General features: G+C 74.4%; 21 protein-coding genes. 16 read left to right on the forward strand and 5 right to left on the reverse strand.

Going from position 1 to position 20,914, the window contains the following annotated elements; translation table 11 throughout:
• Window positions 1-34: 34 nt before the first annotated feature.
• The 4 genes from ACFYNO_RS21985 to ACFYNO_RS22000 all read right to left on the reverse strand — a co-directional run bounded on the left by ACFYNO_RS21985 (window position 35) and on the right by ACFYNO_RS22000 (window position 2,911).
• Window positions 35-718 (reverse strand): 4'-phosphopantetheinyl transferase family protein, encoded by a 684-nt coding sequence (locus ACFYNO_RS21985; protein ID WP_388014810.1) that lies wholly within the window; start codon window positions 716-718, stop codon window positions 35-37.
• A complete protein-coding gene (locus tag ACFYNO_RS21990; RefSeq protein WP_388014813.1) occupies window positions 715-1,524 on the reverse strand; it encodes a hypothetical protein in 810 nt (269 codons plus the stop codon). Before ACFYNO_RS21990 ends, ACFYNO_RS21985 begins: the two co-directional genes overlap by 4 nt.
• A 104-nt stretch (window positions 1,525-1,628) precedes the next feature.
• A complete protein-coding gene (locus ACFYNO_RS21995; protein WP_388014816.1) occupies window positions 1,629-1,928 on the reverse strand; it encodes an acyl carrier protein in 300 nt (99 codons plus the stop codon).
• Window positions 1,929-1,978: 50 nt separating this feature from the next.
• Entirely contained in the window at window positions 1,979-2,911 is a 933-nt protein-coding gene (locus ACFYNO_RS22000) for a 3-oxoacyl-[acyl-carrier-protein] synthase III C-terminal domain-containing protein (RefSeq protein WP_388014819.1), read from the reverse strand.
• 99 nt (window positions 2,912-3,010) lie between these two features.
• On the opposite strand from ACFYNO_RS22000, the gene ACFYNO_RS22005 reads away from it, so the two are divergent.
• The 15 genes from ACFYNO_RS22005 (at window position 3,011) to ACFYNO_RS22075 (ending at window position 17,191) form a co-directional block, all read left to right on the forward strand.
• Window positions 3,011-3,328 (forward strand): hypothetical protein, encoded by a 318-nt coding sequence (locus tag ACFYNO_RS22005; protein ID WP_388014822.1) that lies wholly within the window; start codon window positions 3,011-3,013, stop codon window positions 3,326-3,328.
• Window positions 3,325-4,497, forward strand: a complete 1,173-nt coding sequence (locus ACFYNO_RS22010) for a glycosyltransferase (RefSeq protein ID WP_388014825.1) — start codon at window positions 3,325-3,327, stop codon at window positions 4,495-4,497. Before ACFYNO_RS22005 ends, ACFYNO_RS22010 begins: the two co-directional genes overlap by 4 nt.
• A gap of 103 nt (window positions 4,498-4,600) precedes the next feature.
• A complete protein-coding gene (locus ACFYNO_RS22015) occupies window positions 4,601-5,554 on the forward strand; it encodes an ATP-binding cassette domain-containing protein (protein ID WP_388014828.1) in 954 nt (317 codons plus the stop codon).
• 20 nt (window positions 5,555-5,574) lie between these two features.
• Window positions 5,575-6,339: an ABC transporter permease gene (locus tag ACFYNO_RS22020; RefSeq protein ID WP_388014831.1), complete on the forward strand. Its 765-nt coding sequence runs from the start codon at window positions 5,575-5,577 to the stop codon at window positions 6,337-6,339.
• 296 nt (window positions 6,340-6,635) lie between these two features.
• The gene (locus ACFYNO_RS22025) at window positions 6,636-8,060 is read left to right on the forward strand and encodes a class I adenylate-forming enzyme family protein (RefSeq protein WP_388014834.1); all 1,425 of its coding nucleotides are present in this window, start codon (window positions 6,636-6,638) and stop codon (window positions 8,058-8,060) included.
• A gap of 43 nt (window positions 8,061-8,103) precedes the next feature.
• Entirely contained in the window at window positions 8,104-8,394 is a 291-nt protein-coding gene (locus ACFYNO_RS22030) for an acyl carrier protein (protein ID WP_388014837.1), read from the forward strand.
• Window positions 8,391-8,687 (forward strand): acyl carrier protein, encoded by a 297-nt coding sequence (locus tag ACFYNO_RS22035; protein WP_388014840.1) that lies wholly within the window; start codon window positions 8,391-8,393, stop codon window positions 8,685-8,687. Before ACFYNO_RS22030 ends, ACFYNO_RS22035 begins: the two co-directional genes overlap by 4 nt.
• Entirely contained in the window at window positions 8,684-9,796 is a 1,113-nt protein-coding gene (locus tag ACFYNO_RS22040; protein ID WP_388014843.1) for a beta-ketoacyl synthase N-terminal-like domain-containing protein, read from the forward strand. Before ACFYNO_RS22035 ends, ACFYNO_RS22040 begins: the two co-directional genes overlap by 4 nt.
• Window positions 9,793-10,287: a hypothetical protein gene (locus ACFYNO_RS22045; protein ID WP_388014846.1), complete on the forward strand. Its 495-nt coding sequence runs from the start codon at window positions 9,793-9,795 to the stop codon at window positions 10,285-10,287. The genes ACFYNO_RS22040 and ACFYNO_RS22045 overlap by 4 nt, the downstream gene beginning before the upstream one ends.
• Before the next feature lie 94 nt (window positions 10,288-10,381).
• Window positions 10,382-12,001: a class I adenylate-forming enzyme family protein gene (locus ACFYNO_RS22050; RefSeq protein WP_388014849.1), complete on the forward strand. Its 1,620-nt coding sequence runs from the start codon at window positions 10,382-10,384 to the stop codon at window positions 11,999-12,001.
• Window positions 11,998-13,263, forward strand: coding sequence for a beta-ketoacyl-[acyl-carrier-protein] synthase family protein (locus ACFYNO_RS22055; protein ID WP_388014852.1), 1,266 nt, complete (start codon window positions 11,998-12,000; stop codon window positions 13,261-13,263). Before ACFYNO_RS22050 ends, ACFYNO_RS22055 begins: the two co-directional genes overlap by 4 nt.
• Window positions 13,264-13,302: 39 nt before the next feature.
• A complete protein-coding gene (locus ACFYNO_RS22060; protein ID WP_388014855.1) occupies window positions 13,303-14,295 on the forward strand; it encodes a VOC family protein in 993 nt (330 codons plus the stop codon).
• A 42-nt stretch (window positions 14,296-14,337) separates the two neighbouring features.
• The gene (locus ACFYNO_RS22065; RefSeq protein WP_388014858.1) at window positions 14,338-15,252 is read left to right on the forward strand and encodes a phytanoyl-CoA dioxygenase family protein; all 915 of its coding nucleotides are present in this window, start codon (window positions 14,338-14,340) and stop codon (window positions 15,250-15,252) included.
• Between the two features lie 41 nt (window positions 15,253-15,293).
• Window positions 15,294-16,235 (forward strand): thiamine pyrophosphate-dependent dehydrogenase E1 component subunit alpha, encoded by a 942-nt coding sequence (locus ACFYNO_RS22070; RefSeq protein ID WP_388014980.1) that lies wholly within the window; start codon window positions 15,294-15,296, stop codon window positions 16,233-16,235.
• Window positions 16,232-17,191: an alpha-ketoacid dehydrogenase subunit beta gene (locus ACFYNO_RS22075; protein WP_388014861.1), complete on the forward strand. Its 960-nt coding sequence runs from the start codon at window positions 16,232-16,234 to the stop codon at window positions 17,189-17,191. The genes ACFYNO_RS22070 and ACFYNO_RS22075 overlap by 4 nt, the downstream gene beginning before the upstream one ends.
• A gap of 11 nt (window positions 17,192-17,202) precedes the next feature.
• On the opposite strand, the gene ACFYNO_RS22080 is transcribed toward ACFYNO_RS22075, so the two are convergent.
• Window positions 17,203-18,558, reverse strand: coding sequence for an NADH-quinone oxidoreductase subunit D (locus tag ACFYNO_RS22080; protein WP_388014864.1), 1,356 nt, complete (start codon window positions 18,556-18,558; stop codon window positions 17,203-17,205).
• Between the two features lie 273 nt (window positions 18,559-18,831).
• Between ACFYNO_RS22080 and ACFYNO_RS22085 the strand changes: the two genes are divergently transcribed.
• Window positions 18,832-20,778, forward strand: coding sequence for a potassium transporter Kup (locus tag ACFYNO_RS22085; RefSeq protein ID WP_388014867.1), 1,947 nt, complete (start codon window positions 18,832-18,834; stop codon window positions 20,776-20,778).
• The last annotated feature ends 136 nt before the right edge of the window (window positions 20,779-20,914 follow it).

Genomic DNA, 20,914 nt, shown 5'->3' on the forward strand with positions numbered 1-20,914 from the left:
CGGCTGCTGCCGGCCGGGCCCCGTGCATGGCCGGTCAGGCCCATTGGTGTCGGCGGACGGTGAAGGGGCGGTCCCCGTCGGCGGCGACCGCCGCGCGGAACGGGCCTGGGACGGGGACGTCGGCCAGGCGGACCGGGCCGGGGCCGAGCGGGCCCGCGTCGGGCAGCCGCAGCGGGGAGGGGCCGGTCAGCGGGAGGCCGAGGCCCTGGACGAGCCGGCCGCCGTACACCTTGACGCAGGCCTCGCGGCGGCACCAGAGCCGGGTGAAGCGGTCGGCGCTGTCGGCCGGGGTGGGTGCGTCGAGGACGTGGGCCGCGTCGGCGGGCGGGAAGTAGGCGCCGGCGATCCGGATGCCGACTACGGCCGGGCGGAGCTCCTCGACGTCCGCGCCGACCCGGCGCCCCGCCGCGAGGGCGAGCAGTCCGAGGGCGCCCGAGGCGGACCAGTTGACCTCGATCCCGCTGCCGCCCGCGGGGCCGGGCTTGCCCTGCGGGCCGCGCCGCCACACCAGCTCGGCGGGCGCGGCGTCGAGCCGTTCGGCGACCAGCAGCCGGACGGCGCCGCGCACCACCGTGAAGCGCTCGCCCTGCCGCGGGTCCTGGGCCCGGTCGGCCCGCGCCCGCTCCTCGGCGTCGAGCAGTGCGTACAGCCGGCGGACCACGGCCGGGGGCTGATCGGTCGGGATGGTCCAGACGTCGATGACGTCGGGGCCGGTCATGGCAGGGTCAGGGTGCTGAGCCGGCCCAGGCGCCGGTCGTGGTCGGCGACCAGCAGCGGGCCCTCGGCAGGGCGGCCGGCCAGCCGGTCGGCGAGCAGGCTCCAGACGCCGGTGAAGGGCTGCCCGGGGCGGGCCGCCTCGGCGCCTTCGGGGAGGTCCCCGTGGGCCAGGTCGGCGGCGAGCAACAGCCCGGCGCCAGGCCCGAGTCGGCGGTGTTCGTCGAGGACGCTGCGCAGCGCCTGCCCGCCGTCCGGCTCGGCCTGCTGACGCACCCGCATCCCCTCTCCCGGGGCCTCCTCGCAGACCAGGACGACGGCCCGGTGCTCGGCGGGCAGTTCGACGGGCTCGGCAGGCCGGTAGTGCAGGGCGCTCTGCTCGGCGAGCACGATCACGGCCCGCCGGCAGCCGCCGGTGCGGTGGTGGGCGGCGGCGATCCGCAGCGCGGCGTGGGCGGCGGCACTGCCCTGGTCGCAGACGGCGAAGGCGGTCGGCTGCCCGGGGCAGTGGCGGCTGAGCTGGAGCGAGGAGGGCGCGGCGGGCCGGACGTCCGGGGAGGAGAAGGCGAGGATCAGCAGGTCCGCGGGCTCGCCGCCGGGCAGCGCCCGGTCGAGGAGGCCGGCGGCCATCTCGCCGTAGTCGTGCCCGGCGCCTCCGGCCAGCAGGTCCTCGCGCAGCGGCAGGCCGTACGGGCGGACCAGGTCGGCGGTGAAGACGCGCAGGTCCGGGTGGAGCGCGGCGGCGCAGTGGCCGTCGAATCCGGCGGCGACCGCCCTGGTCACGCGCAGGCCGCGGGTCTCGGAGGGCAACGGGGGCCTGCCTTTCGGGTCGGGTCGGATAGTGGGCGTCGTTCGGGCGTCGTCGGGGTGCGTGCCCGGCGGCGACCGCCCGGCGTGATCCGAGAGGCAGGCCCCTACTCCTCGTCGGTGTGGTGTCCGACGACGTAGGCGGTGAGGCTGTCGAGGGTGCGGACGTCGTCGACGACGAGCTGCTCGACGTCGATCTGGATGGCGAGCTGCTCCTCGATCTCCAGGACCAGTTCGACGATACCGGAGGAGGTGAGGCCGAAGTCGTCCAGGAAGCAGGCGTTCTCGGGGATGTCGGCGAGTTCGACCTGGAGGATCCGCGGCAGCACCTCCTCGATGCCGCGCCGGATCCGCCCGCGCACCTCGGGGTCGGCCGACTGCGTTGCGGGAAGGGAGGTTTCTGACATGGCTGGACCGTCCAGTGCTGGATGGGGAGGAACGGGGAGGTGGCGGCGCGTCAGTGCCGCAGGACCATGGCCGCGAAGGTGGCGCCCATACCGGCGGCGGCGATCAGGTAGTGGTCGCCCGGGCGGAGCGCTCCGTCGTCGATGGCGGTGCGGAGGTTGATGAAGGCGTCCGCCGCGAAACTGTGTCCGACCGAGGGCACGTTGCCCAGGACCACCTGCTCGAAGGGATAGTCGAGATGGCGGCAGGTGGTCCGCCAGGAGGCCTGGTTGACGTTGTGCGGGAGCAGCAGGGCGATGTCGGACAGCTCCAGACCCGCCTGGTCGAGCGCGGCCTGCACGGTCTCGACCAGGGTGGGCTGGAACTCCCGCTGGTAGCGGGCCATCAGCTCCGGGTCCTCGGCCGGTCGGCCGTAGAACTCGGGGCGTTGGCGGACCGCGTAGGAGAGCACGCGGTTCCGGTCGCCGCCGGGGCTGACCAGGCAGGCCGTCGAGGCCTCGGCGAAGAGCGAGGTCTCGGGGAGGAGCTGGGCGTCCCGGGTGAAGGTCTTCTCCCCCGCCAGCACCAGGGCCAGGGCCGACGGGTCGCCGTCGTCCGCGAGCAGTCGCCCGGCCAGGTCGACGGCCAGCAGTGAGGCGGCGCAGGCCTGTTGGGTGACGGTGAAGGCGTCGGCATGGATCAGGCCGAAGCGTTCCCGGAGCTGGTGCAGGGGGTTGATCGGGTAGGGCACGGCGACCGGCGTGCTGCGGGCGTGCAGCAGGTACCGGATCCGGTGTTCGTTGCCGCGCAGTTCGGGCAGCGCCCGGACGGCGGCGTCCAGCAGGTCGAGCAGCGTCCCGTCCGGGTCCAGGCGCACCTGGTCCAGGCCGTGGAAGCGGCGGAAGAGTCGGAGTTCACGTTTGGTCAGGCCGATCCGCGCACCCACGTCTTCGACCGATTCGATCCGTGGGGGGAGGTGAACGGCCACTGCCTCCAGTGCGGTCACGCCGGTTAGTATTCCCACACTCCGCGGGTCGCACAAGCGATCACCGCCCTGGAGCCCCCTCCCGCACTCCCGTTGCCGTCGAGCCGGTGGAGCCTTCCGATGACTGATTCCCAGCATTCCTCCGCATACCGAGAAACCGCTTCCTCCCTGGCCTCCGGGCCGCCCGCCGCACTCGATCCGGGGCTGCTGGCCGCGCTGGCCGAGGCCGCCGACGCGCTGCCCGAATGGGCAGACTCGCTCGCCCCCGAGGACCGGCTCGACGGTGATCTCGCCCTGGACGAGACCGAGTTCGCCGCCCTGGACGCGCTGCTGCGGGAGCGCTTCGGCGCCGATCTGGGCGCGCTGCGGGCCGGCCTCGACCTGGCCGGACTGGCCGCGCTGACCGTCGGCGACCTGGCGGAGCTGGTGCGCCGATGAGCCGCTTCCTGTGGGTGGTGCCCCCGCTGGCCGGGCACGTCAACCCGGCGGCCGGGATCGCGGACGAGCTGGTCGCGCGCGGCCACGAGGTCGCCTGGAGCGGCACCGAGACGATGCTGCGCCCGCTGCTGGGCCCGGAGGCCCGGATCTTCGGCACCGGCAACCGGGCGTTCCGGGCGATGGGGGGCCACGGCCTGGCCTCGCTGCGCTCGCTCTGGGAGGGCTTCGTCGTCCCGTACGCCAAGTTCACCCTGAAGCCGCTGGACGCCGTGGTGCGGGAGTTCCGGCCCGATGCGCTGCTGGTGGACCAGCACACCCCGGCGGGCGCGCTGGTCGCGCACCGGCACGGACTGCCGTGGGCGAGCCTGGCGCCGGGCGCGCTGGAGCTGGGCCGCCCATACCGGGCGCTGCCGCAGGTCGAAGGCTGGATGACGGGCCTGCTGGAGGGTCTGTGGCAGCGGGCCGCGCTGCCCGCCGCCGAGTTCACCGATCCGCGGTTCTCGCCGCACCTGGTGGTGGCCACCACCGGCCGGCCGCTGCTCGGCGACCTGCCGGAGGCACCGCACCACGCCCTGGTGGGACCGGTGCTGACGGAGCGTCCGGCCGATCCGGCGTTCCCGTGGGAGCGGCTGGACCCGGACCGGCGCACCGTCCTGGTCACCATGGGCACCATGTCGGACGCGGTCGGCGCGGACTTCCTGCACCGCACCGTGCGGGCGCTGGCCGAGGACGGCGAGGGCGTGCAGGCCGTGATCGCGGCGCATCGCGGGGCAGTTCCCGCTGCCCTTCCGGACAACGTGCTGGTGGTCGAACGGGCACCCGTGCTGGAGCTGCTGGCGAAGGGCGCGGTGGACGCGGTGCTCTGCCATGGTGGAATGAACACCGTGGTCGAGTCGCTGGCCCACGGCGTGCCGCTGCTGATCGCGCCGATCCGCAACGACCAGCCGTTCGTGGCGCAGCGGGTCGCCGAGGCCGGGGCGGGCCTGCGGGTCCCGTTCGCCCGGGTCACCCCGGCTGTCATCGCCGAGCGGCTCCGACAGCTGCTCGGCGATGCCTCCCACCGCACGGCGGCCGAGCTGATCGGACGTCAACTGCTGGCCGGTGGCGGGGCGGTGACGGCAGCCGACCGGATGGAAGCACTGGTCACGGGCTCGCCGCCCGCCGCCTGAATTGGTCTAGGCCATTGTCTCCTGAGTGGCCGGGCCTCTAGGCTGAGGCCGCGGCACCGGCCCCCAGGAGCCCCCGCATCCCATCCCAGCTCGGGAGTTCTGGTTGATCGAGACCATAGGACTGCGCAAGTCCTACCCCTCCGGAAAGCGCGGCCAAGCCGTGGTCGATGCCGTCCGCGGCATCGACCTGGACGTCCGCGCGGGCGAGATCTTCGGATTCCTCGGCCCCAACGGCGCCGGGAAGACCACCACCCTGCGCATGCTCGCCACCCTGATCCGCCCGGACGGCGGCGAGGCCCGGGTCGCCGGCGCCGACCTGCTGGCCGACCCGGCCGGGGTCCGGCGGCGGATCGGCTACGTCGCCCAGGGCGGCGGCACCACCGACGCGATCACCGCCCGCGAGGAGCTGGTGATGCAGGCCAGGATGTACGGCAGCCGGAAGAGCGAGGCCCAGCGGCACACCGAGGACGCCCTCAAGGCCTTCGAGCTGGCCGAGTTCGCCGACCGCCCCTGCAGCACCTACTCCGGCGGCCAGCGCCGGCGGGTGGACATCGCCCTCGGGGTGATCCACTCACCGCGGGTGCTCTTCCTGGACGAGCCGACGGTGGGCCTCGACCCGGCCAGCCGCGGCCAGGTCTGGGCCGAGATCAAGCGGCTGCGCACCGAGGGCATGACGGTGGTGGTGACCACCCACTACCTGGACGAGGCCGACGCGCTCTGCGACCGGGTCGCGATCGTCGACCACGGCCAGGTCGTCGCCGAGGGCACGCCCGAGGTGCTCAAGCGCGAGATCTCCGGCGACGTCCTGCTGCTCGGCGTGCCGCCGGAGCAGTGCGCGGCCGCGGCCGACGCACTGCGCGACCAACCCGCCCTGCACCGGCTGGAGCAGGGCGAGGAGGGCCTGCGGCTCTACCTGGACGACGGCGCCGCGGCCATCCCGTACCTGCTGCGCGCGCTGGACGGGGCGGGCGTCGTCCCCGGCACCGTCCAGCTCCAGCGGCCGAGCCTGGACGACGTCTTCCTGGCCCGCACCGGCCGCTCCATCGAACAGTCCTGACGATCCCTGGGGTTCCTTCCGTGAAGCTCGCCCGTGACACCTGGCTGGTCTTCCAGCGGCAGTTGCTGCTGATGTGGCGCACACCGATCTGGATCGTCGTCGGGGTGACCCAGCCGGTCTTCTACCTGGTGCTGTTCGCCCCGCTGCTGCGCAAAGTGCTGGAGCCGCTGGGCGCCACCAGCTATGCCCAGGCCTACCAGATCTACGTCCCCGGCCTGTTGGCGGTGCTCTGCATCTTCGGCGGGCTCTACACCGGCTTCAGCCTGCTCGGCGAGCTGAAGGCGGGCATCATCGAGCGCTCCCGGGTGACCCCGGTCAGCCGGCTCGCCCTGCTGCTGGGGCGGGCGCTGCGCGAGACGGTGGGCCTGCTGGTCCAGGCGGTCATCATCACCCTGGTCGCGCTGCCGTTCGGCCTGCGGGTGGATCCGCCGAGCCTGCTGCTGGCCTACCTGCTGCTCGCCCTGCTGGCCCTGATGACCTCGGCGATCTCCTACGGCATCGCCCTCGCGCTGCCCGACGATGCCGCGATGGCGCCGGTGGTGAACACCATCGCCCAGCCGATCGGCCTGCTCTCCGGGGTGCTGCTGCCGCTGGCGCTGGCGCCGATGTGGCTGCGGACCGCGGCCAAGTGGAACCCGTTCTACTGGGCGGTGGAGGGCATGCGCGCGCTCTTCTCCGGCCACCCCGGCGCCGGCGTGGTCTGGCAGGGGCTGCTGATCGTCGCGGTGATGACGACGGCGGCGGTCGCCTGGTCGGCGCGGCTCTTCTCGGCCCGGATCCGGTAGCGCTGCGGGGAGAAAAGGGGGAGGGGCCGGGTCCGAGACCCGGCCCCTCCCCCCTTTTCTCCTGCGCGGGCACCCGAGCGGAGTACGTGCAACCGGGCTCAGCAGGTTCAACGATTCTCGCGAACTGCCTTTGCGGGCAGGCCTTGTTCGGCCCGAGCGGGCCAACGGTGCCGAAAGGTGCGAGACCAATGGTCTAGACCTTGATTCCGGTCGAGCCCCTGTGTAATCGTCAGGAGCCGGGCCGAATCGACTGATTGCGCCCGACCTCCCTGCAACCTCCCCGTCGTGGAGCTGCGTTGACCGCTACATCCTCCTCTCCGTCCCGGCTGTCCGGGGCCCCGCACGACTGGGTGGACCGCTGCCTGCTGGCCGGCCCCGACGACCAGGAGTGCCTGCGCTTCGGTGCCCCCGTGGCCCGCGGCGCGCTGCGCGCCCTGGTCGCCGAGCAGGCCGAACGGCTCACCGCCGCCGGCCTGTCGGGCGGCGGCACGGCCGCGCTGCGGCTGGCGCCCTCGCTCGGCTACACCGCCGCCCTGCTCGCCTGCTGGCGACTGGGCGTCCAGGCCGTGCTGCTGGACCACCGGCTGACCGCCCACGAGGTGGCACTCGCCGTCGAGCGGCTGGCGCCCCAGGTGCTGGTGGAGTCGGCAGACCGTCCCGGCGGGGCGCTGCGCGGCTTCGCCGAGACCGACCCCGTGCCGAAGGCGCTGCCGGGCGGCCGTCCGGCCGCGACCGGCCACGCCCTGGTGCAGTTGAGCTCGGGCTCCACCGGTCCGGCCAAGGTGATCGCCCGCACGGCCGCCGACCTGCTGCGCGAACTCGACTGCTACCGGCGGCTGAAGCTCTTCCCGAAGGCCGGGGAGCGGGTCGTGCTGCTCTCCTCGATGGTCCATGTGCTGGGCCTGGTCGGCGGGTTGCTCAACAGCCTGCACGCCGGGGCACCGCTCACCGTCCCCGAGCGGACGACCACGGCGGGCATCCTGGCCGCGATCGCCGGGGACGACCGGCCGACCACCCTGATCGGCGTGCCGTTCCACGCCGAGCTGCTGGCGGCGGCCGCTCCCCCGCCGCTGCCGCAGCTGCGCCGGATGATCGTGGCCGGCGAGCTGGTCCGCCCCGGCCTGCCCGCCGCCTTCACCGCCCGCTACGGCGTACCGCTGGGCACCATGTACGGGATGACCGAACTCGGCGTCATCGCCACCGACCTGGACGGCACCCTGCATCCCGAGGCCGCACCGGTCCACGGCATGGAGCCGCACGAGGAGGGCGGCGAACTGCACCTCGCCATGGCCGCCTCCCCGTACCCCGGTCTCGCCGACCCGACCCGCTGGTCGGACGGCCGGCTGCACACCAGGGACGCCGCCCGGGTCGACCCGGCGACCGGCCGGGTCACCGTGCTCGGCCGGCGCGACTCCCAGGTCTCGATCGGCGGCCTGAAGGTCGACCTCAACGAGGTCGAGCACACCCTCGCCGCCCTGCCGGAGGTCCGGGAGGCCGTGGTGGTCTTCGCGGACGGCGCCATCGAGGCCTATCTCGCCGCCGAAGGGGAGGCCGCGCCGACCGCCGTCCAGGACGCGCTCACCCGCGAACTGGCCTCCTTCAAACGGCCCCGCCGGCTCTCCTTCCTCCCGGCGCTGCCCCGCACCACCACCGGCAAGCTCGTCCGCGACACCACGGCGCTGCGCGCCGCCGCGGGTGCGGCGGCCACGCCCGCCCGCTGACCCACCGCGCCCGAAACCCCGACACAGCACGAGGAGCACCACCATGCAGGAGCGCATCCACGAGTTCATCCTCGCGGCCCTCACCGAGATGAGCTACGACGTCTCCGAGGTCACCGGCGAGACCGACCTCGGGCCGGCCGGACTCGACCTCGAGTCGCTGGCCCTCGCCGACCTGTCGGCCCAGGTCGAGGACGAGTTCGGGGTCAGGTACGGCCTCGACGAGGCGGAGACCACCGCGCAGATGACCCTCGACCAGTTCATCGCCGACGTGGCCCGGCGGATCGCCGACAAGCCGGCCGAGACCGCCCCGACCGCCGCCGGCAGCCCCGCGTGAGCACGCCCGTGCTGCCGGACCGGGCCGAGGTGGTGGGGATGCTCGCGGCCTTCGGGCAGCGTGCCGCGAGCAGCGTCCCCGAGGCCCTGGGGTCACTCGAACTCACATGGCTGGTAGCCGAGTTCGAGCAGCGCTACGCGGTCGAGCTGGAGCTCTCCGACGAGCGGTTCGCGGCCGTGCGCACGGTGGACGACGCCGTCGCCGTGCTGCGCGCGGCCGTGCTCGCCGCCGACCGCTCCGTCGACCCCTCCGCCGGCCCCTCCGCCGGACCTGGTGGGGCCGCACGGTCATGAGCACCAGCGCACCGCCGGCCGCACGGCCGGTCCTCACCGGCCTCGGGGTGCTCAGCGCCTTCGGCCCCGGGCTCGCCCCGCTGGCGGCCGCGACGGCCCGGGCCGGGACCGGCTTCACCGAGGTGGCCCGCTTCGACGTGAGCCGGCGCGGCACCCGGCGGGCGGCCCTGCTGCCCGACCCGCCGCCGCTCGACCGGGCGGTGCTCGGCGCCGTCGCCGACGCCTGCCGGCAGTCCGGGCTGCCCGCCGGGCCCGGCGACACGCCGCTGCTGCTCGCCCTGCACAGCGGTCTGAACACCGGCGCGGTGGCCGAGGCCGTCGCCGGCGGAGCCCGCGCCCTCGGCCTGGCCGGGGTGGGCCGGGTCTACACCGGCGCCTGCGTGGCGGCCGCCACGGCGGTGGCCGACGCCGCCGCCCTGGTGGTCTCCGGCCGGCACCCCCGGGTGGTGGTCGCGGCCGGCCACCTGGTGGAGCCGGGCGTCTTCGCGGCCTTCGACGCGGGCCGGGCACTGGCCCGGGACGGGGAGCTGCGGCCGTTCAGCAGCGGGCGGACCGGCACCCTGCTGGGCGACGCCGCCGCGGCCGTGGTCATCGAGTCCGACACCGCCGCCGGCGAGCGCGGCGCCCGCCCGCTCGCCCGGCTGGCCGGCTGGGGCCGGGCCGGGGACGCCCACCACGTCTGCCGCCCGCGGCCCGACGGCGCGGGCGTGGCCCGGGCCGCCCGGGCCGCGCTGGCCCGGGCGGGCGTCGCCCCGGCCGAGGTGGGCTACGTCAACGCCAACGGCACCGGCTCGCCGATCTCCGACCTGGCGGAGGCCCGGGCGCTGCGCGCGGTCTTCGGCGAGGCGCTGGACCGACTCCCCGTCAGCTCCAGCAAATCCGTCCACGGCCATGCCCTGGAGGCCTCGGCGCTGCTCGAACTCCTCGTCACCGTCGCGGCGTTGGAGAGTGACCGACTGCCGGTCAACGCCGGCTGGCTGGGACCGGATCCGGAGATCGGCCTCAACCTGGTACTGACGGACCGTCAGCCGAGCCGCCCCCGCTACGCGCTCAGCCTCAACTCGGCCTTCGGCGGGGCCAACACCGCGCTGCTGGTGGCCGCCGCATGACCGGACTGCGCACCCTCGCCGCCGCGAGCTGGCCGGGCGGTGAGCCGCCCGCGCTGCCCGGCTTCACCGCCTCGACCTTCAACCCCCTGGTCGCGGCCGTCGCCGAGCTCTGCCTCACCCGGTACCAGGGCCCCGACCGGGCCGACCGCACGGGCCTGCTGCTCGCCAGCGCCGGCGGCGACCGCGCCACCGCGCTGGCCATCGAGACCGCCGCCGCGGGGCACCGGATGCCGCCGCTGCTCTTCTTCCAGTCCAACCCCAACGCCGTCCTCGGGCACCTCGCGAGCCGCTGGGGGCTGGCCGGCCCGGTGGTCGCCATCAGCCCCCGGGAGGCCGCCGCACCCGGCCGGATCCCGGGGGACGCACTGGAGCTGGCCGCGCTGCTCCTCGCGGACGGCGACGCCGACCAGGTGCTGGTGATCGCCGCCGAGCAGGCCGGAGTGGAGGGCGGCACCGACCACGCCATCGCCGTCCTGGTCGCCGCCGGCTGACCGCACCCCGTCCGTCCCCGCCCGCACCCGTCCCCGCCACCGCATACCGCACACCGCATCCGCATGGCCAGCGCCATGGGAGGGATCCATCACCGTGAGCATCCGCAGCATCCGCAGTCTCCTGGCGGCCGATCCGCAGGTCGGCGCCGGAAACGTGCTGACCAGCAGGATCGCCCTGGGCACCGGCCTCGACGACCCGCTGTTGACCTTCGACACCCCGGTGGACGGGCGCGCCGCCCGGGAGCCCTTCACCCTGCGCGAGCTGGACCGCGCCGTGCGGGCCCGGGCGGCCGCGCTGCACGCCCTCGGCGTCGGCCGGCGGGATCCGGTGGCGGTGTACACGACGGCCGCCGCCGACCAGGTGCTCTGCTTCCTGGCGCTGACCCGGCTCGGCGCGATCCCGGCGCTGCTCAACCCCGGGGTGGAGGGCGAACGCGCGGCCCGCTACCTCGCCCGCCTCGGCGCCGTGGGCATCCTCACCGACCCCGGGCACCGGGCCGCACTGGCCGGGTACGACCCGGCGGCCCCGGTGCTCGCCGACGCCGCCGAGCTCGGCTCCGGCGACCCGGACGCGGCGCCCGCGCCCTACCGGCACGCCGCGGACGACCCGGTGGCGATCACCCACTCCTCCGGCACCACCGGGATGCCCAAGGCCGTGGTGCACTCGCACCAGAGCCTCTACGCCTCGATCCGGCACCGCGCCGCCCTGCCCCGGCCGCAGGGCATCGACCGGGTGCTCAGCGCGCTGCCCGCCGCGCACGCCGCGACGCTGATCGCCCTCAACCTGGCGCTCAGCTTCCACGGCCGGCTGCACCTGATCTCCCGGCAGACCGGACCGGCCGTGCTGGAGGCGATCGAGCGCTGGCAGCCGCTCGCCGTCTTCGGCTTCGCCACCACCTGGGCCGACCTGGCCGGGCAGGACCTCTCCGCCCGCGACCTGTCCTCGGTCGGCCTGTGGTGGAACACCGGGGACTGCGCGCACGAGGCGCACATCCGCCGGCTGATCGCCGCCGGCTCGCACCAGACCGTCGTCCGCGGGCGCCGCGGCCGCCTGCCGGGCTCGGTCTTCGTCGACGGCCTGGGCTCGACCGAGATGGGCCACTCGCACTTCCACATCACCCACGCCCCCGGCACCGAGCGGTACGGCCGTTGCGTCGGCCGCCCGCACACCTTCGTCGACTGCGAGGTGGTCGGCCCGGACGGCGAGCCGCTCGGCCCCGGGGAGGTCGGCGAACTCGCCACCGCCTCACCGACCCTGGCGCTCGGCTACTGGAACGACTCGGTCACCACCTACCGCACCCGGTTGCGCGGCCGGTTCCTCACCGGCGACCTGATGTACCGGGACGAGGAGGGCTTCTACTACCACGTGGACCGGCTGGTCGACTCGGTCGACCTCGGCGGCGGCCGGCGGCTGTTCACCGCGATGTCCGAGGAGCGGGTGCTGGCCCGGCTCCCCGAGGTGCTGGACTGCACGGTGGTCGCGGTGAGGCACGGCGACCGGGTGGTCACCGACGTGCTGCTGATCCTCGCGGACGGCGCCGACCCGGCCGCCGACCGCACCGCGCAGGTGCTCGCCGCGCTCGAGGAGCACACCGCGGCCACCGTCCGCTCGGTGCTGGTGGTCGACGGCGACGACCTGCCGCTCGGCCCGACCGGCAAGGTCCGCAAGATCCTGCTGCGCGAGCGGCACCTCGCCTCGGTGGGTGCCCGGTGAGCCGGGGCACCGGCCGCCCGGGCGCCGTCGTCACCGGGATCGGCCTGGTCACCCCGCTGGGGCGCAGGCCCGGCGAGGTCTTCGAGGCGCTCACCGCCGGGCGCAGCGGCATCACCGCCGTGCCGGAGGACCACGTCGCGCACGGCTGGCTGCCCGCCGCCGGGATCGCCCCGCACATCGAGGGCCAGGAGGTGCTGCCGCCGACCGAGACCCGCTGCGTCGACCGGTTCGTGCTGCTGGCCATGGCCGCCGCGGACGACGCGCTGGCCGACGCCGGGCTGCTGGTCGGCCGCGACGTGGACGCCCGCCGCACCGCCGTGGTGCTGGGCACCGGCGGCGGCGGCCTGGAGACCTACGAGCAGCAGGCCCGGCGCCGCCAGGAGCGCGGCCGCCCGGCCGTCAACCCGTACCTGCTGCCGGGGATGCTCTCCAACATGGCGACCGCCCGGGTGGCGATCAAGCACGGCATCCGGGGTTTCAGCAGCGCGATCGTGACGGCCTGCGCGGCCGGCGCCCAGTCGGTGGCCGAGGGGCTGCGGCTGATCCGGGCCGGTGACGCGGAGGTGGTGGTGTGCGGCGGGACGGATGCCTCACTGCACCCGACGATCGTCGCCGCCTTCGCCAACGCCCGCGCGCTCTCCCATGGTTGGGACGACCCGAGGCAGGCGAGCCGGCCGTTCGACGCCCGCCGCAACGGGTTCGTGCTGGGCGAGGGCAGCGGCGTGCTGGTGCTGGAGAGCGCCGAGCACGCGCGGGCCCGGGGTGCGGCCGGCTACGCGGAGCTGATCGGCTGGGGCTCGACCACCGACGCCCACCACCCGACCATGCCCCGCCCGGACGGCGAGGGCGCGGCCGACGCCATGCGCCACGCCCTCGCCAGTGCCGGCCTGGACGCCGCCGAGATCGGCTACGTCAACGCCCACGGCACCGGCACCAGGCTCGGCGACCTCGCCGAATCGGCCGCGCTGAACGCGGTGTTCGGCGCGCACCGGCCCGCCGTCAGCTCCACCAAGGGCGCCACCGGCCACCTGCTGGGCGCGGCCGGGGCGGTGGAGGCCGCGTTCACCGCGCTGGCCGTGGCCCGCGGCCTGCTCCCGCCCACCCTCAACCTGGGCGATCCCGACCCGGCCTGCGACCTGGACCACGTCCGCGGCGCCGCCCGGCCGGCCGTGCTGCGGGCCGCACTGAGCAACGCCTTCGCCTTCGGCGGCCACAACACCAGCCTGGTCTTCGGCCCGACCCCGACCGAAGCCGTCCGGTAACCCGCCCCACCTCCCCGACCGCACCTGCCAGGAGCCCCGTTGTCGATCCAGACCATCACCCGTGTCGAGTACCACTGCGCCGACGCCGTGCAGACCGCCGCCGAGTTCCAGGCCGGCTACGGCTTCCGGCGCGCGGCCGAGCAGCCCGCGGCGCGGCCCGGGGTGCGGACCGTGGACCTCCGGCAGGGCGGCATCCGGCTGCGGCTGGACTCGAGCGAGCGGGCCGACCACCCGGTGGCCCGCTACGTCGAGCGGCACGGTGAGGGCGTGGCCGTGCTGGCGCTCGGCTGCACCGACCCGGGGGCGGCGCTGGAGCGGGCCGAGCGGCACGGCGCCGCGGTGCTGGACCGGGCGGGCGGGCTGATCGCCGGCTTCGGCGACACCGCGCTGCGGTTCGTCCCGCTGCCGGAGCCGGCGGAGCGCACCGGTGGCGAGCTGCTGGAGGCGCTGGACCACGTCGCCGTCTGCGTGCCCGCCGGGCAGCTCGCGGACGCCGTGCGGTTCTGCGAGGCCGCCCTCGGCCTCCACCGGATCTTCGGCGAGTACATCGAGGTGGGCGAGCAGGCGATGGACTCCGGCGTGGTGCAGAGCGCCTCCGGGGAGGTCACCTTCACCCTGATCGAGCCGGACACCAGCCGCCGGGCCGGCCAGATCGACACCTTCCTCGCGCAGCACGACGGCCCGGGCGTCCAGCACCTGGCCTTCCGCACCGCGGACATCGCCACCGCCGTGCGCACCGCCCGGTCGAACGGCGTCGGGTTCCTGAGCACCCCGGGCACCTACTACGACGGCCTGGCCGAGCGGCTGGGCGGCACCGCGATCCCGGTGGGGACGCTGCGCGAGCTGGACGTGCTGGTCGACCAGGACCACGGCGGCCAGCTGTTCCAGATCTTCGCCCGCTCGACCCACCCCCGGCGGACCTTCTTCCTGGAGCTGATCGAGCGTCAGGGCGCGGGCACCTTCGGCACCGCCAACATCAAGGCGCTCTACGAGGCCGTCGAGCGCCAGCGGGCCGCCACCGCTGCCGTCTGACCCGTCCGCGCCGCCCGTCCGGCCTCCGAGGAGGAACACCCCATGACCACCGCACCCGAGTTCGTCCTGAGCGCGGCCGAGCGCGCCGCGCTGCCCACGCCCGAGGAGGTGGCCGGCTACCGCGAGCACGGCTGGTACCTCTCCGGCCGGCTCTTCACCGACGAGGAGCTGGACACCCTCCAGGCCGCCACCGAGAAGTACTACGAGGGCCACCGCGACCGCACCCTGGCCGTCCGGCCGCCGCAGCTGGCCGCCTGGGAGCCCTCGCACGGACCGGTCCAGCGGCACAACGACTACGTGCACTACGAGAGCGACGCGATCGCCGCGATCCTGCGCAAGCCCCTGGTCGGCGCGGTCGCCGCGCTGCTCGCCGGGGCCGAGGAGATCCGGGTCTTCCAGTCGACCCTGATCCTCAAGCCGCCGGTGCCCGGGGAGCCCTCCAACCAGGTGCCGTGGCACTTCGACAAGCACTACTGGCACACCTCCTCCTCGGAGGAGATGCTGACCGCCTTCATCCCGTTCCACGACTGCGGGGTGGAGAACGGCACCATCACCATGGTCGACGGCAGCCACCGCTGGCGGGAGCTCCCCTCCGCGGAGGACTCCACCCGGCACTTCGCCCGGCGCGACCGCTCCGAGCTGGAGTCGATCCTCGCCGCCAACGCCGCGCACAACGGCGCCCGGGTGCACAAGGTCCCGGTCGTCATCCCGCGCGGGCACGTCAGCTTCCACCACTGCCGCACCTACCACGGCAGCGGCGCCAACCTGGCCGACACCCCGCGCCGGGCCGTCTCGCTGCACCTCCAGGACGGCGCCAACCAGTACCGCGGCGCCACCCGCCCGGACGGCACCGCCGCCGTCTACAACCACGACGCGGTGGTGCGCCGCACCGCCGACGGCCGCCCCGACTACGCCGATCCGGAGATCTGCCCCGTGATCTGGCGGGAGTCCCGGTGACCGGCTTGCCCGATCTCGGCTCCCCCGCCGGGCGCTACCGGATGCTGCGGCTGATCCGCGGCTTCGAGGAACTCGCGCTCGCCCTGGTGAAGTCCGGGGAGATCGCCGGCGGCATCCACCCCTACATCGGCCAGGAGGCGGTGGCGGTCGGCGTCTGCGCCGCGCTGCGCCCGCGGGATCTGATCGCCTCCACCCACCGGGGCCACGGCCATGTGCTCGCCAAGGGCGCGGCCCCGGACCGGCTGCTGGCCGAACTGCTGGGCCGCAGCACCGGGTTGAACCGGGGCCGGGGCGGCTCGATGCACGCCGCCGACTTCTCCCTCGGCATCCTGGGCGCCAACGGCATGGTCGGCGCCGGCGGCCCGATCGCGGTCGGCGCCGCCTGGTCCGCCCAGCAGGCCGGCGAGGACCTGGTCGCCGTCGCCTTCTTCGGCGACGGCGCGCTCAACCAGGGCGTCCTGCTGGAGTCCTTCAATCTGGCCGCGATGTGGCGGCTGCCGGTGCTCTTCGTCTGCGAGAACAACGGCTACGCCACCACGCTGCCGGCCGCCACGGCGGTGGCCGGCAGTGCCACCGGCCGGGCCGCCGCCTTCGGCATCCCCGCCGCCGAGGTGGACGGGATGGACACCGAGGCCGTCCGCGCGGCCGCCGCCGAGGCCGTCGGCCGGGCCCGGGCGGGCGGCGGCCCCGGCTTCCTCGAGTGCCGCACCTACCGCTTCGAGGGACACCACACCATGGAACGGCTGATGAAACCGCGCTACCGCACCCCGGAGGAGATCGCCGACTGGCGCACCCTCGACCCGCTGCCGCGCGCCGCGGCCCTCCTGCCGCCCGGCCTGGCCGCGCAGCTGGACACCTCGGTCGCCGAACGGCTGGCCGCTGCCCGGCAGTTCGCGCTCACCTCCGAACTCCCGGACTCGGCAGGGGCGTTGGACCACCTCTACGCCGACGGGCTGCGCCCGAGGACGGGGACCGGGGCATGAGGCTCTCCTACACCAAGGCGCTCAACCGGGCCCTCACCGACGCCCTCGCCGAGGACCCGGCGGTCTGCGTCCTCGGCGAGGACATCGGCGCCGGCCTGGCCGGCCCGACCCTCAACCTGCTCAAGCGGTTCGGCCCCGGCCGGATCGTCGACACCCCGCTCTCCGAACAGGCCTTCACCTCGATGGCGATCGGCGCCGCGCTGACCGGGCGGCGGCCGGTGATCGAGTTCCAGATCCCCTCGCTGCTCTTCCTGGTCTTCGAGCAACTGGTCAACCAGGCCCACAAGTTCTCCCTGATGACGGGTGGTCAGGCGGGTGTCCCGCTGACCTGTCTGGTGCCGGGCTCCGGCTCCCGGGACGGCTGGGCCGGGCAGCACTCCGACCACCCCTACAGCCTCTTCGCCCACGCCGGGCTGAAGACCGTCGTGCCGGCCACCCCCACCGACGCCTACGGGCTGCTGCGCTCGGCGATCGCCGACCCGGACCCGGTGGTGGTCTTCGCCCCGGCGGCCGCCCTGCCGGTGCGCGAGACGGTCACCTGGGAGCTGGCACCGATCCCGCTGGGCTCGGCCCGGATCCACCGCGAGGGCACCGACGTCACCGTGGTCGCCGTCGGCCACCTGGTGCACGACGCCCTGGCCGTCGCGGAGGAGCTGGCCCCGGAGCTCTCCGTGGAGGTCTTCGACCCGCGCACCCTGTACCCCTTCGACTGGCCCGCGCTGGCCGCCTCGCTGGACCGCACCGGCCGCCTCGTCGTCATCGACGACTCCAACCGCAGCTGCGGCATCGGCGCCGAGGTGCTCGCCACCGCGGCCGAGCGGATGCGCCTGGTCGCCCCGCCCCGCCGGATCACCCGCCCGGACGGCGCCGTGCTGCCGTTCGCCCCGGGGCTCGACCGTGCGCTGCAGCCCGGGCGCGACCACCTGCGGGATGCCGTGCGGGCGGTGGTGGAGTAGACCCCCCTCCGCTACCGGTCGACGCCGCCCATCACCGGGTCGATGCTCGCCACCGCGACGACCACGTCCGCGACCTGCCCGCCCTCGCACATCGCCGCCATCGCCTGCAGGTTGGTGAAGCTGGGGTCGCGGAAGTGCACCCGGTACGGGCGGGTGCCGCCGTCGCTCACCGCGTGCACGCCGAGCTCGCCCCTGGGCGACTCGACGGCCGCGTAGACCTGCCCCGGTGGGACGCGGAAGCCCTCGGTCACCAGCTTGAAGTGGTGGATCAGCGCCTCCATGGACTCGCCCATGATCTTCCGGATGTGGTCCAGCGAGTTGCCCAGCCCGTCGGGTCCGACGGCGAGTTGGGCCGGCCAGGCGATCTTCTTGTCCGCCACCATGACCGGCCCCGGGGCCAGCCGGTCCAGACACTGCTCGACGATCCGCAGCGACTGGCGCATCTCCTCCAGCCGGATCAGGAACCGGCCGAAGGAGTCCGCGGTGTCGGCCACCGCCACCTCGAACTCGTAGTCCTCGTACCCGCAGTACGGATCCGTCCGGCGCAGGTCCTGCGGCAGGCCGGTCGCGCGCAGGATCGGGCCGGTGGCGCCCAGCGCCAGGCAGCCGGCCAGGTCCAGCCGGCCGACGTCGACCAGCCGGGCCTTGAAGGCCGGGTTCCCGGTCGCCAGCCGGTCGTACTCCGGCAGCCGCGAGCGCAGCAGCTTCACCCCCTCCCGGACCAGGTCCAGCGCGCCCGGGGGCAGGTCCTGCGCCAGCCCGCCGGGGCGGACGTAGCCGTGGTTCATCCGCAGGCCGGTCACCAGCTCGAAGATGTCGAGGACCACCTCGCGGTCCCGGAAGCCGTAGACCATCAGCGTGGTGGACCCGATCTCCATCCCGCCCGCGGCCAGCGCCACCAGGTGCGAGGAGATCCGGTTGAGCTCCATCATCAGCACCCGGATGACGGTGGCCCGGTCCGGCACGTCGGCGGTGATCCCGAGCAGCTTCTCCACCGCCAGGCAGTAGGCGGTCTCGTTGAAGAGCGGCATCAGGTAGTCCATCCGGGTCACGAAGGTGGTGCCCTGCACCCAGTTGCGGAACTCCATGTTCTTCTCGATGCCGGTGTGCAGGTAGCCGATCCCGCAGCGTGCCTGCCGCACCGTCTCGCCGTCGATCTCCAGGATCAGCCGCAGCACCCCGTGCGTGGACGGGTGCTGCGGACCCATGTTGACGATGATGCGTTCGTCGTCGGCCCGGGCGGCGGCGTCCAGCACCTCGCCCCAGTCACCGCCGGTGACGGTGTAGACGGGGCCCTCGGTGGTGTCCCGCGCCGCTGCCGACTCGCGCTCGTTGTCATGCTCGTGCTCGTGCTCGCTGCCGCTCATCAGGCCTCTGACCTCCGCTCGGGTCCGCCGGTCGCACGGACACCTCTTGGCGGTGTGGCTGCACGAGTCCAGGATCCCGCAGATCGGCCGCGAGCACCCGCGTGGGCCGTGCGGGCAGGTCGGCGCGGCCCGGACGCGCCCGGGCCGGCAGCGAGGGCCGGCCGGGCAGACCCCTCCCCCGATGGCGCACAGCGCAGCAGCGCCTCCCGGCGGCCGCGCCGCCCGGTCGGTATCGTCCGCCGCAGCGCCCCCGCCCGGAGGAGGATCCCCACCATGGCCCACAGCGGTTCCGCACCGCGGTCGCCGCAGGCTCACCAGCCGGACTTCCACGACAGTGCCCGCCTGGCCCTGGTGGTCGGGGCGCTGGGCGTGGTCTTCGGGGACATCGGGACCAGCCCGCTCTACACCCTCCAGACGGTCTTCGACCCGGGCGACCCGCACCCCGTGCCGGTGAGCACCGAGAACGTCTACGGGGTGGTCTCGCTGGTCTTCTGGTCCGTGGTGATCATCGTCCTGGTCACCTACGTGCTGCTGGCGATGCGGGCCGACAACGACGGTGAGGGCGGCATCATGGCGCTGATCACCCTGCTGCAGCGGTCCAGCTCGCGGCGGAGCCGGCGCACCACCGCCGTGCTGGCCGCGCTGGGAATCTTCGGCGCCTCGCTCTTCTTCGGCGACAGCATGATCACCCCGGCGATCTCGGTGCTCTCCGCGGTGGAGGGGCTGAAGGTGGTGGAGCCCTCGCTGGAGAGCGTGGTGGTGCCGGCCACGGCGGCGATCATCGTGGTGCTCTTCCTGGTGCAGCGGCGGGGGACGGCGACGGTGGGCCGGATGTTCGGGCCGGTGATGATCCTCTGGTTCACCGTGATCGGCGCCTGCGGGCTCCGCGGGATCGTCGACCACCCGCGGATCCTCCGGGCGCTCTCGCCGAGCTATGCGCTGGGGTTCCTGGCCGGGCACTTCGGCACCGCGTTCTTCGCCCTCGCCGCGGTGGTGCTCTCGGTCACCGGCGCCGAGGCGCTCTACGCCGACATGGGCCACTTCGGCCGCCGCTCGATCACCCGCGGCTGGCTCTTCCTGGTCTTCCCCGCCTGCGTGCTGAGCTACCTGGGGCAGGGGGCGCTGATCCTCGGCGACGCGCGCAACATCAGCAGCCCGTTCTTCCTGCTGGTGCCCGGCTGGGGGCGGGTGATGATGGTGATCCTGGCGACGGCGGCCACCGTGATCGCCTCCCAGGCCGTGATCACCGGCGCCTACTCGGTGGCCTCGCAGGCGGCCCAGCTCGGCTACCTGCCGCGGCTGCGGATCGCCTACACCTCCGAGTCGACGATGGGTCAGATCTACGTCCCGTGGATCAACTGGCTGCTGATGGTCTCGGTGCTCACCCTGGTCTTCGCCTTCCGCAGCTCGGCCGCGCTGGCCTTCGCCTTCGGCATGGCGGTCACCGGCACCATCACCATCACCACGCTGCTCTTCTTCTACGTCGCCCGGGACCGCTGGCACACGCCCGTCTGGCTGATCGCGATCGGCGCGAGCCTGCTGCTGGCGGTGGACCTGCTCTTCGTGGCCGCCAACGCGACCAAGCTGGTGCACGGCGCCTGGCTGCCGCTGCTGATCGGCTTCACCGCCTTCACCGTGATGACCACCTGGCAGCGCGGGCGCGAGGTGGTCACCGCCGAGCGGGAGCGGCGGGAGGGGCCGCTGCGCGAGTTCGTGGACCGGCTGCACTTCCGGGAGATCCGGGCGGCCCGGGTGCCGGGCACCGCCGTCTTCCTGAACCGCGGCAAGGAGACCACCCCGCTGGCCATGCGGGCCAACGTGGAGCACAACCACGTGCGGCACGAGCACGTGGTGATCCTCTCGCTGGAGACCGAGACGGTGCCCCGGGTGCCGGCGGCGGAGCGGATCGCCGTCGACAACCTCGGCTACTCCGAGGACGGCATCCTCCACGTCACCGCCCGCTACGGCTACATGGAGACGCCCGACGTGCCGGCGGCGCTGGCCCTGGTGGACCCGGCGCTGGCCGAGGGGGACCTCGAACTCGACCAGGCCTCCTACTTCCTGTCGAAGATCGACCTCCAGCGCGGGAAGGCGCCGACCATGGCGCCGTGGCGCAAGCGGCTCTTCATCGCCACCTCGTACATCACGGCCGACGCCGCCGAGTACTTCGGCCTGCCCGGCAACCGCACCGTGATCATGGGCGCGCACATCGACGTGTGAGGGGCCTACTAATATGTCACATGTGCCATTACAGTAGGCGCTCGGCGACTCCCCGTGACGGCCGCACCGGGGTCACCGACCGCTGATCAGCACCTCCGCATGGGCACCTCCCCACCGTCGTCGTGAGGACTCCACC

The organism is Kitasatospora sp. NPDC006697 (assembly GCF_042869935.1).
Lineage (GTDB): Bacteria > Actinomycetota > Actinomycetes > Streptomycetales > Streptomycetaceae > Kitasatospora.

Coding starts and splice junctions, on each gene's coding strand:
- ACFYNO_RS21985 (WP_388014810.1), bottom strand. CDS start 718: ATGACCGGCCCCGACGTCATCGACGTCTGGACCATCCCGACCGATCAG.
- ACFYNO_RS21995 (WP_388014816.1), bottom strand. CDS start 1,928: ATGTCAGAAACCTCCCTTCCCGCAACGCAGTCGGCCGACCCCGAGGTG.
- ACFYNO_RS22005 (WP_388014822.1), top strand. CDS start 3,011: ATGACTGATTCCCAGCATTCCTCCGCATACCGAGAAACCGCTTCCTCC.
- ACFYNO_RS22010 (WP_388014825.1), top strand. CDS start 3,325: ATGAGCCGCTTCCTGTGGGTGGTGCCCCCGCTGGCCGGGCACGTCAAC.
- ACFYNO_RS22030 (WP_388014837.1), top strand. CDS start 8,104: ATGCAGGAGCGCATCCACGAGTTCATCCTCGCGGCCCTCACCGAGATG.
- ACFYNO_RS22040 (WP_388014843.1), top strand. CDS start 8,684: ATGAGCACCAGCGCACCGCCGGCCGCACGGCCGGTCCTCACCGGCCTC.
- ACFYNO_RS22045 (WP_388014846.1), top strand. CDS start 9,793: ATGACCGGACTGCGCACCCTCGCCGCCGCGAGCTGGCCGGGCGGTGAG.
- ACFYNO_RS22065 (WP_388014858.1), top strand. CDS start 14,338: ATGACCACCGCACCCGAGTTCGTCCTGAGCGCGGCCGAGCGCGCCGCG.
- ACFYNO_RS22070 (WP_388014980.1), top strand. CDS start 15,294: ATGCTGCGGCTGATCCGCGGCTTCGAGGAACTCGCGCTCGCCCTGGTG.
- ACFYNO_RS22075 (WP_388014861.1), top strand. CDS start 16,232: ATGAGGCTCTCCTACACCAAGGCGCTCAACCGGGCCCTCACCGACGCC.
- ACFYNO_RS22080 (WP_388014864.1), bottom strand. CDS start 18,558: ATGAGCGGCAGCGAGCACGAGCACGAGCATGACAACGAGCGCGAGTCG.
- ACFYNO_RS22085 (WP_388014867.1), top strand. CDS start 18,832: ATGGCCCACAGCGGTTCCGCACCGCGGTCGCCGCAGGCTCACCAGCCG.